Source organism: Daejeonella sp. (genome assembly GCF_044232565.1).
Classification (GTDB): Bacteria; Bacteroidota; Bacteroidia; order Sphingobacteriales; family Sphingobacteriaceae; genus Daejeonella.
The window spans coordinates 1-9,737 of sequence record NZ_JBIILQ010000088.1 but is presented as its reverse complement, the minus strand read 5'-3'; the positions used below and the strand labels follow the sequence as shown (position 1 = coordinate 9,737).

General features: G+C 38.4%; 9 protein-coding genes. 4 read left to right on the top strand and 5 right to left on the bottom strand.

Annotated elements, in window-relative coordinates:
- From ACILQF_RS06620 to ACILQF_RS06610, 3 genes are all read left to right on the top strand, one after another.
- A partial coding sequence (locus ACILQF_RS06620; protein ID WP_395626628.1) for a toprim domain-containing protein occupies nucleotides 1-1,256 on the top strand: 1,256 nt, incomplete at its 5' end.
- A 6-nt stretch (nucleotides 1,257-1,262) separates the two neighbouring features.
- On the top strand, nucleotides 1,263-1,751 hold the full coding sequence (locus ACILQF_RS06615; protein WP_395626627.1) for a cytidine deaminase: 489 nt from the start codon (nucleotides 1,263-1,265) through the stop codon (nucleotides 1,749-1,751).
- 88 nt (nucleotides 1,752-1,839) lie between these two features.
- Nucleotides 1,840-4,770: a DNA gyrase/topoisomerase IV subunit A gene (locus ACILQF_RS06610; RefSeq protein WP_395626626.1), complete on the top strand. Its 2,931-nt coding sequence runs from the start codon at nucleotides 1,840-1,842 to the stop codon at nucleotides 4,768-4,770.
- An 80-nt stretch (nucleotides 4,771-4,850) separates the two neighbouring features.
- Here ACILQF_RS06610 and msrA read toward each other — a convergent pair whose 3' ends face one another.
- The 5 genes from msrA to ACILQF_RS06585 all read right to left on the bottom strand — a co-directional run bounded on the left by msrA (nucleotide 4,851) and on the right by ACILQF_RS06585 (nucleotide 9,073).
- A complete protein-coding gene (gene msrA, locus ACILQF_RS06605) occupies nucleotides 4,851-5,378 on the bottom strand; it encodes a peptide-methionine (S)-S-oxide reductase MsrA (protein WP_395626625.1) in 528 nt (175 codons plus the stop codon).
- A 166-nt stretch (nucleotides 5,379-5,544) separates the two neighbouring features.
- Nucleotides 5,545-6,597: a hypothetical protein gene (locus tag ACILQF_RS06600; RefSeq protein WP_395626624.1), complete on the bottom strand. Its 1,053-nt coding sequence runs from the start codon at nucleotides 6,595-6,597 to the stop codon at nucleotides 5,545-5,547.
- Between the two features lie 72 nt (nucleotides 6,598-6,669).
- Nucleotides 6,670-7,551 carry a class I SAM-dependent methyltransferase gene (locus ACILQF_RS06595; protein WP_395626623.1) on the bottom strand — a complete coding sequence of 294 codons (882 nt, stop codon included), beginning with the start codon at nucleotides 7,549-7,551 and terminating at the stop codon, nucleotides 6,670-6,672.
- 32 nt (nucleotides 7,552-7,583) lie between these two features.
- A complete protein-coding gene (locus tag ACILQF_RS06590; protein ID WP_395626622.1) occupies nucleotides 7,584-8,342 on the bottom strand; it encodes an ABC transporter ATP-binding protein in 759 nt (252 codons plus the stop codon).
- Nucleotides 8,339-9,073 (bottom strand): MlaE family ABC transporter permease, encoded by a 735-nt coding sequence (locus ACILQF_RS06585; RefSeq protein ID WP_395626621.1) that lies wholly within the window; start codon nucleotides 9,071-9,073, stop codon nucleotides 8,339-8,341. Before ACILQF_RS06585 ends, ACILQF_RS06590 begins: the two co-directional genes overlap by 4 nt.
- A 147-nt stretch (nucleotides 9,074-9,220) precedes the next feature.
- On the opposite strand from ACILQF_RS06585, the gene ACILQF_RS06580 reads away from it, so the two are divergent.
- Nucleotides 9,221-9,737, top strand: a 517-nt coding sequence (locus ACILQF_RS06580) for an SDR family oxidoreductase (RefSeq protein WP_395626620.1), incomplete at its 3' end; no start/stop codon positions are given.

The window sequence follows — 9,737 nt, the reverse complement described above, 5'->3', positions numbered from 1 at the left end:
GGTTATATGATCTTCTTACCCGTAATACCGACACAGAAACATTGCGCTATCCAATTATTCACCTCATAGGTGAAGATATTGAGGTGGCCATGACCCATGGACAGCAGTATGGTGAAGAATATTATTCTTTTGTAAATGGACAACATACCACGCAGGGAGGAACACATCAAGCAGCTTTTAGAGAGGCAGTGGTTAAAACCATTCGTGAATTTTATAAAAAGGAGTTCGATGCCTCGGATGTTAGGGCCTCAATTGTCTCCGCAATATCTATTAGGGTACAGGAACCTGTCTTTGAATCACAAACTAAAACCAAGCTTGGTTCCCAGAATATAGCTCCTGATGGTCCCTCGGTACGTAGCTTTATTAATGATTTTATTAAGAAGGCCCTAGATGATTATTTGCATAAACACCCTTCAGATGCAGATGCACTTTTAAAACGTATTCTTCAATCGGAGCGTGAACGTAAAGATATTGCCGGTATTAAGAAATTGGCCAATGAACGAGCGAAAAAGGCTTCGTTACACAATAAAAAATTAAGAGACTGTAAAATTCATTTTGAAGATAGTCACGAGCGTAAGCAAGAAACCACTTTGTTTATAACGGAGGGTGACTCAGCGAGTGGTTCTATCACTAAATCGCGCGATGTAATGACGCAGGCAGTATTTAGCTTGAAAGGTAAACCACTTAATTGTTATGGACTAACCAAGAAGGTAGTGTATGAAAATGAGGAATTTAACCTTTTGCAGCATGCCCTAAATATTGAAGACGGACTAGATAATCTACGCTATAATAATATTGTGATTGCTACGGATGCGGATGTAGATGGAATGCATATTCGCTTGTTGCTGATGACGTTCTTTCTGCAGTTTTTCCCTGATTTGGTAAAAGCTGGACATGTTTCTATTCTTCAAACGCCGCTTTTTAGGGTTAGAAATAAAAAGGAAACCATATATTGTTATAGCGATGAAGAGCGACAGAGGGCCATTATGAAATTGGGTAATAAGCCTGAAATAACTCGTTTCAAGGGCTTGGGGGAAATTTCTCCTAGTGAATTTGAGTTATTTATCGGTAAGGATATTCGCTTGGATCCGGTTATTTTGACTAAAGAGCAGGGAATCAAGAACTTACTTGAATATTATATGGGTAAAAATACACCCGATAGGCAGCAGCATATCATTAGAAATTTGCGAGTGGAAGTTGATTTTATTGGCGAGGAGCAGGCTAAAGAAGAAGTTGAGGTCGAATTGTTGAGCTAGTGAATTATGAAAAAAAAAACCATCTCTATAACTTTTGATGAGTATTCATCACTTGAGGAATTAAATAGTCAGGATCAGAAACTCTGCCTTGAAGCTAAGAAAGCGATGGCTAACTCGCATTCGCCCTATTCGGGCTTCCGTGTGGGTGTAGCTGTGCAGCTTGAAAGTGGGCGGATTGTTTATGGTAGTAATCAAGAAAATGTGGCTTATCCCTCTGGGTTATGTGCTGAGCGTGTTGCGCTATTCATGATTGGTACTACCTATCCAGATGATAAAATTCTGAGTATGGCTATTACTGCTCAAACTGATCAGTTTTTGATTAAAGAACCAGTGACCTCCTGTGGTGCTTGTCTTCAAGTAATGGCAGAATATGAAAAAAAACAAGCGCAGCCTATAAATGTGATGTTTTACTGCTTAAATGGTGCAATTATCCGTACCAGCGGAATTAAAAGTTTGCTGCCCTTTGCTTTTGAAGAAACAAGATTGGAAAAATAGCTTGGCTATAATTGAATAAATTGAGTCTGAAAATTTGTTGATTTAGGCTTAAAATAAATGATAACTCGATAGTACATCATTAATAAGGATGAGTGAAGAAATAGAAAATACAGAAGGCGAAAGCATAAAGAATGAAGGTTTGCATAATGTTATATCGCTTTCGGGTTTATACGAAAATTGGTTTTTAGATTATGCATCTTATGTGATTCTTGATCGTGCAGTTCCTCATATTCATGATGGACTAAAGCCTGTACAGCGGCGTATTTTACATTCTCTAAAGGAGCTGGATGATGGACGTTTTAACAAAGCGGCCAATGTAATTGGAAATACCATGAAGTATCATCCGCATGGAGATGCTTCCATTGGTGATGCCATGGTACAAATAGGGCAAAAGAATTTACTGATTGATACACAGGGTAACTGGGGTGATCCAATTACCGGTGATTCGGCCGCAGCGCCCCGTTATATTGAGGCTAGATTATCGAAATTTGCGATTGAAGTGGTCTTTAATCCCGATACGACCGAATGGCAGAGCAGTTACGATGGCAGAAATAAAGAACCAGTTACACTTCCAGTTAAATTTCCGCTTTTGCTCGCTCAGGGTGCCGACGGAATTGCTGTGGGCTTGGCTACCAAAATTATGCCGCATAATTTTGTCGAGTTAATAGATTCCTCCATTGAAGTATTGAAGGGTAACCGTCCTGATTTGCTTCCCGATTTCCAAATGGGCGGGATGGCTGATTTTAGCAATTATAATGAGGGGATGCGTGGCGGAAAAATCCGAGTGCGTGCTAAGATTGTGGAGCGGGATAAAAAAACGCTTGCTATCACGGAGATACCTTATACAACAACTACCGGCGGACTTATAGACAGTGTTATTGCTGCCAATGATAAGGGTAAGATCAAGATTAAGAAAATTGAGGATAATACCGCCAAAAATGTCGAGATTATCATTCATCTCGCTCCGGGGATATCTCCGGATGTGACTATTGATGCACTTTACGCTTTTACAGACTGCGAAGTTTCTATATCTCCAAATACTTGTATCATTAAAGGTGATAAGCCTTATTTTATGAATGTGAATGATATTCTCGTAGAGAGTACACATCATACTAAAGGTCTGCTGAAGCAGGAACTTGAAATCAGATTGGCCGAATTAAGGGAAAAGATTTTTTTTAGCTCCTTACTGAAGATTTTCATTCAAGAGGGAATGTATAAGAATGCTGATTATGAAAGTTCTGGCAATTTTGATACCGTAGTAGACGTTTTAAATAAGTTATTTGCGCCTTTCTTTCCGCAGTTTTATCGTGAAATACTTCCTGAAGATTATAAAAAACTGATCGATAAGCCTATGAGTAGCATTACGCGCTTCGACCTTAAAAAATCGGATGAGCAGTTGCTAACGCTTGAAGCTGAAATTAAGGAAGTGAATAAGCAACTCAAGCATCTAACAGATTATGCCATTGCCTGGTTTGAAAAGCTGAAAGCTAAATATGGCGCTGGTCGTGAACGTAAAACCGAAATCAGGGCATTTGATAAGGTTGAAGCATCAAAAGTTGCTTTAGCCAATGTGAAGCTCTACATGAACCGCGAAGATGGCTTTATTGGTACAGGATTGCGTAAAGATGAATTTATTTGTGATTGTTCGGATTTGGATGAAATTATCGTCTTTAAGGAAGATGGTAAGTTCAACGTTTCGAAAGTTGCCGAAAAAACCTTTGTGGGTAAGGGCATTTTACACGCTCAAGTATTTAAGAAGAATGATGAGCGTACCGTTTACAATCTGATCTATAAGGATGGTGAAAGTGGTATTTCCTACATTAAACGTTTTTCCGTTTTAGGTGTTACTCGAGAAAAAGAGTATGATCTAACTAAGGGGTCCAAGGGCTCAAAAGCATTGTATTTTAGTGCCAACCCTAATGGAGAGGCCGAAATTATCAATATCCAATTAAAACCACATTCCAAGCTTAAAAAGTTGCAGTTCGACATTGATTTTGCAGATCATGTAATCAAGGGCCGTAGCTCAATGGGGAATATTGTTACTAAGTATCCTGTTAAGAAGGTTATTCTGAAGAGCAAGGGAGTTTCAACATTGTCTGGACGGAAAATCTGGTATGATGACATTTTGAAGCGACTTAACGTAGATGGAAGAGGCAAATATCTGGGTGAGTTTGATGGCGACGACAGGATTCTGACTATGGATCAACAAGGGATTTATGAGCTGAGCAGCTTTGAACTTAGCAACCATTTTGATGATCGTTTACTGTTGATTGAGAAGTATAATCCTGAAAAGGTATTCTCAGTTATCTATCTGGAGGGTAAATCAGGAAGCCATTATTTGAAGCGATTTATGTTTGAAAACAGCTCTATCGGTAAAAAAACCAGTGTGATTAGCGAAGAGCCCGGTTCAAAGTTGATTTTTATTTCAGGGCATGCAAAACCAAAGATCAAGCTTGAGCTATTAAAAGGTAAAACCAAAATTCTTGAAACTTCGGAGATCGACCTCGCTGATGCAATTGAGGTAAAGGGAATGAAGGCCATGGGTAACAGGCTTAGTCCGCATGAAGTAAAAAGCATTGAAATTCTTCAATCGCCAGTGGAAGTGGGGGAGGATGAAGTTATCGTAGATCCTAATATTATTAATGATTCAGGTTCCGATGTTCCTGGATTGCATCAAGCCACCCCAATATCAAAACTTGCCCGTGATATCGAGGAATCGGATAATGAAACAGAAGTGAATGAAGAGCCAGCGGTAGATGAGGTAATAGAAAGCCCTAGCAAAGACTTAGAAAAGGCCTCGAAAAATGTTATACCGGAAGTGCAGCTCGATAGCTCAAAAGAACCAGAATCGGTTCTAGATAGTCAAATGGATGAGAAAGATAGCATTCCTGAAATTGTTCCCGAAGTTCAGATAGAAAGTTCTAAAGAACCAGAAAAACCTATCAAAAAGGTTGGTTTTGAAATTACCAATCTCGATGATTTAGATATTGATGATAAAGGTCAATTGGGATTATTTTAATTAAGCATCCACATGGACAGGTTGCGATTTGTCCTCAAATAAATATTATTGTTTTTCATAGGACAGGTCTCGACCTGTCCCTACGATAATTTCTCCCAAAAATCACGTGTGAATTTGGCAAGCTTCGGCTGAATAACGTGCACACAATACGCGCGATTGGCATTATTGTTAAAATAGTTCTGGTGATAATCTTCAGCTTCATAGAACTTTGAAATTGGAGTCACCTCAGTAACTATGGAATTTTCAAAAACCAGTTCTTTCTCAAGTTGATCAATCATGTTTTCTGTAGCAATCTTCTGCTCTTGGTTTTCATAAAAAACTACCGAACGATATTGTGTTCCCGCATCATTTCCCTGTCTATTTAGAGTTGTGGGATTATGGGTTTTAAAAAATACCAGTAAAAGATCCTCAAATGATATTTCTGACGGATCATAATCCATGCGGATTATTTCGGCATGGCCGGTATTGCCCTCACATATATCTTCATAGGTGGGGTCCAGCTTATGGCCTCCCATATACCCTGATACTACCTTAGTAACACCTTTTAAATTCTGAAAGACTGCTTCTGTACACCAAAAACAGCCTCCTCCAAATGTTGCCTGCTCCATGTTAATTAGTTTTAGTATTTAGGCCTGCAGTCGGAGGTTTCACTGTACCGCCTCTGTTGCCATTTCCCTGTGGTCGGTGTCCTGTGGTCGGTGTTGTCACCGTACCACCCCTAACCCGTACCACCTCTAACCAGTATCACTTTACCACCCCTGCCGTCAAAAACCTTTACTGATACTGTATATAACTCGGACGAGGTTTGAGTTTCATTAGTTCTTCCGGTGTCATTAAACGGTTAGGAGCCTTTTTTAAGTCGTTTTTATAAAAGATCTTGAATCCTGTAAATTGTACTGGCTCAGAGTAAATGAAATGTCGGTGTGTTCCTTTTTTAAGTTCGGGCTCACCCCATCCATCCATATGCATAACCACCTGTACTTCAGGTCTTAGCTTGATATTTTGATAATTGGTAACCATCTTTTTTGTAAAGCGATGGATCACGAAAATTTTAGGAGCTAAGTTGTTCGCCTTAACTAGTTTTGCTAGATAGTCAGAAACATAATTTATTTCTGAAGCATCATAAGTTCCAATTTTTCTACCTGGCAACACTCCGCCTTTCATTGAAAATTCGGGGTCTATTCCAAGATGCACATTTGGCATTTTAAGGTATTTTTCAAGACGTGGAAGTTCTTCTTTGATAGTGCTTAGTGCAACCTGAATGTCAAGGAAAACGATCATGTCTTTTTTCATCTTTGCAATGGTTAATACGGAGTCGATCTGCTTATCAGGCATTCTATTTCTGTATTTTCCATCCTTGCCAGGATCTCCTGCCGCTACCACAGCAATATAATGTAATGCCGGCTGAACCGGTGTTTTCGGGTCAATTTTCTCCCATTTTTTCACTTCAGCATATAGCATGTTTAGCATTTCTTTAGGAGCATATTCCCCTAAGGCACCCATTCTCTTGGAATAAAGGTTACCATAATAGGTAACTACTCTTTTATATGGTAAAATTGCCCCTGGAAGTGGATATGGTTGCTTTTTTACCGGCCATTTACCGGTAGTATCACCATTGGCAAGCTCCTTGATTTTTTGATTATATATTGCTGTATCAATGGGTTCTAACGATGATGAAGTATTTTCTGTATCACTATTTCCAGTAGTTTGTTCAGCGTTTATTCCTGATTTATTTTCAGTTTTGCTATTAGATTCTGAACAGCTGGTGAAAATGCTTGAAAAAGCAAGGATTGCAATGCTTTTTATTAAAAAATTGGTCTTTATCATTTGATTTAATGTTTTTCTTTTTTTGCATGAATTTAATCTCATGCGTCTATATTATTTTAATAATTATTTCAATTAAAGCTTACAGAATTTACCAAATACACCCAATGGTAATTTGCATCCTGAACTTGCTTGTAGGTAGAGCTCACCACTTTCAAGGTTTTGCACTTCCGGGAAAGAGGAGCGAATTAAATTCTCAACGATAACGGAAGAAAAACCAAGTGAGTATGTATTCAATATAAGAAAATGTTCGTCATCATCTAGTAATTTTACCACATCTTCCATCATTTCCTTGATGTTGTCCTCTAGTTTCCACTTTTCGCCGTTTGGTCCGTGGCCAAACGCTGGTGGATCAAGAATAATTCCATTGTATTTGCGCCCTCTTTTGACCTCCCGTTTCACAAATTTCAAGGCATCCTCAACGGTCCACCGAATATTTTCTAATCCTGATAATGTCTGGTTTTCATTTGCCCAGCTAACTACCTGTTTAATCGAATCAACGTGTGTAGTTTCTGCGCCGGCTGCACAAGCAGCTAATGATGCGCCACCTGTATAGGCAAATAAGTTTAATACTTTTGGCTGTTTTGTTTTAAAGCTTTTGATACAGTTAATGCTGTAATCCCAGTTTACAGCTTGCTCAGGAAAAATCCCCAAATGCTTGAAAGAGGTGAGGGCAAGCCTGAATTGCAAAGTGATATTTTCGTTTTTATAGCTAATATGCCATCTGTCTGGAGTTTTCTGATCTTTCTTGATCCATTCCCCTGATGTTGCTGATCGCCCCTTAAATCGTATGTGATGCAATTTTGTCCATTCGCTTTCTGGCATTCCTTTGCCCCAAACAGCTTGTGGCTCTGGCCGAATAAGAATTATATTTCCAAATCGTTCCAGTTTCTCAAAATCACCACAGTCAATTAGTTCGTAATCTTTCCAGTGTTGAGGTGTTAACAGTTGAATCATTTATTGTTTTTTTGAATTGCTTTAATGGATTATTATCCGATATTTTGTTTTTTTAAGGCTTGCATGAATTTACTAGCAAAAACAAATTCGTTAAGCTCCGTATTGTCAGCTTCTGTTATTTCTTTATTTGAACCTTCCCACCATTTTTTACCCTGATGTAAGAAAATAATATTCTCACCAATGCCCATCACTGAATTCATATCATGTGTTACTACCACAGTTGTAGTTTTGAATTCTTCTGTTATTTCTTTTATAAGCTCATCAATTACGATAGCTGTTTTTGGATCGAGGCCCGAATTAGGCTCATCCACAAAAAGATATTTGGGATTCATGGCAATAGCACGCGCTATTCCTACTCTTTTCTTCATGCCTCCAGAAAGCTCCGCTGGGAATAATTTATTTTGTCCCGACAGATTAACACGTTCCAAGCAAAAATTAGCACGCTCCAGCTTTTCCTTGTGATTCTGATTGGTGAACATATTTATTGGGAACATGATATTATCTTCCACATTCATCGAGTCAAAAAGGGCAGAACCTTGAAAAAGCATGCCAATTTCGGTGCGGATTTCAATCCTTGATTGGAAGTTCATGCGGGTAAAATCTCTGCCATCGTAAATCACAGATCCCTCTTCTGGCTCATGTAATCCGACCATGCATTTCAAAAGCGTTGTTTTCCCCGATCCAGATCCTCCAATAATTAGGTTGCACATGCCTTCCTTAAATTCCGCTGAAATGCCTTTTAATACATGGTTTTCACCAAAAGTTTTATGTATGTTCTTTACCTCTATCATAGCAGTAATTGGGCAATTAAATAATCGGTAAACAGTATGGCAATACAGCTAATAACTACTGCTTTAGTACTTGATCTGCCTACTTCAAGTGCTCCACCACTGGTATAAAAACCTTGATAGGCAGAAACTGAAGTGATTATAAATGCAAAAACAACAGATTTGACCATTGACACAGTTATAGTAAAGGGTATAAAATCTGAAGTGATACCCACCATGAAATCTTCTGAACTAACCGCTCCTGATGCTGTTCCAGCAATGTATCCGCCAAAAATAGTTAAGCCGATGGAAATTATAACTAGAAGAGGGATCATGGTTACGGCACCAATAATTTTGGGTAGAATTAAATACCCGGGACTATTGATTCCCATAATTTCTAAGGCATCGATTTGCTCAGTTACACGCATAGTGCCAATTTGAGAGGCAATACTTGAACCAACTTTTCCTGCTAGAACGATGGCGGAGATCGTCGGACTTAGCTCTAAAATTGCTGAGTCTCGCACAATCATTCCAATTACCGACTTCGGTATAAAATCACTAACTAGTTGAAAGGCAGTCTGTACCGTGGTAACAGCTCCTAAAAACAAGGAAATTATTGCAATAATTCCCAATGAGCCAACACCAATATATACCATTTCATGAAATATTTCTCTACGGTAGATGTTCCATTTTTCGGGTCTGCGAAAAACAGCTTTTAACAATAAAATATATTTACCTAAGGGGTGAAATATCATCTTAAATCGCTTTTTTTACTTGTTATTTAATGTAAATATAAAATTATCATCTCTTTTAAAATGAGAAAATATTTTACAAAGGTAATCAATTGATGGTATGCCTTAAATTAAATAGGTAGGCACCATTGATTTTCTTAATTTTAGCTTATGAATGCAATTGTAACAGGAGCAACTAAAGGTATCGGGCGGGCTATTGTAGCACATCTCGCTGCAGCTAATTATAATGTAGCCTTTTGTGCTAGAAATCAAGAGGAAATTGAAAAGTTTCTTGAAGAACTCAAACAATCTTATCCAAGTTCAAGTTTTTATGGTATGAAGGCCGACATGGAAAATATGTCCGAACTGAAGGACTTCGCCGATTTCGCACTTAAAAGTCTCGGCTCTGTTGAGGTTTTAGTAAATAATGCGGGCTTGTATATCCCATCTGCTCTCTTTGATGAAGGTGAAGATGATTTGGAAAGGCAATTGAAAGTTAATGTTCATGCACCACATTATTTGAGTAAATTTTTTGCTCAATCAATGAAGATTAATTCGGCAGGTCATATTATTAATATTTGTTCTATTGCTAGCCTTAAACCTGTTCCAAGCGCTGCTTCTTATAGCATTAGCAAAGCAGCATTGATAAGTTTGACAAGAGCATTGAGAGATTCATTGATGCCTTTTG

Excerpts from the sequence above, each read along its gene's own strand:
- ACILQF_RS06585 (WP_395626621.1), bottom strand. The coding sequence starts at position 9,073 with ATGATATTTCACCCCTTAGGTAAATATATTTTATTGTTAAAAGCTGTT.
- ACILQF_RS06590 (WP_395626622.1), bottom strand. The coding sequence starts at position 8,342 with ATGATAGAGGTAAAGAACATACATAAAACTTTTGGTGAAAACCATGTA.
- ACILQF_RS06595 (WP_395626623.1), bottom strand. The coding sequence starts at position 7,551 with ATGATTCAACTGTTAACACCTCAACACTGGAAAGATTACGAACTAATT.
- msrA (WP_395626625.1), bottom strand. The coding sequence starts at position 5,378 with ATGGAGCAGGCAACATTTGGAGGAGGCTGTTTTTGGTGTACAGAAGCA.
- ACILQF_RS06600 (WP_395626624.1), bottom strand. The coding sequence starts at position 6,597 with ATGATAAAGACCAATTTTTTAATAAAAAGCATTGCAATCCTTGCTTTT.
- ACILQF_RS06610 (WP_395626626.1), top strand. The coding sequence starts at position 1,840 with ATGAGTGAAGAAATAGAAAATACAGAAGGCGAAAGCATAAAGAATGAA.
- ACILQF_RS06615 (WP_395626627.1), top strand. The coding sequence starts at position 1,263 with ATGAAAAAAAAAACCATCTCTATAACTTTTGATGAGTATTCATCACTT.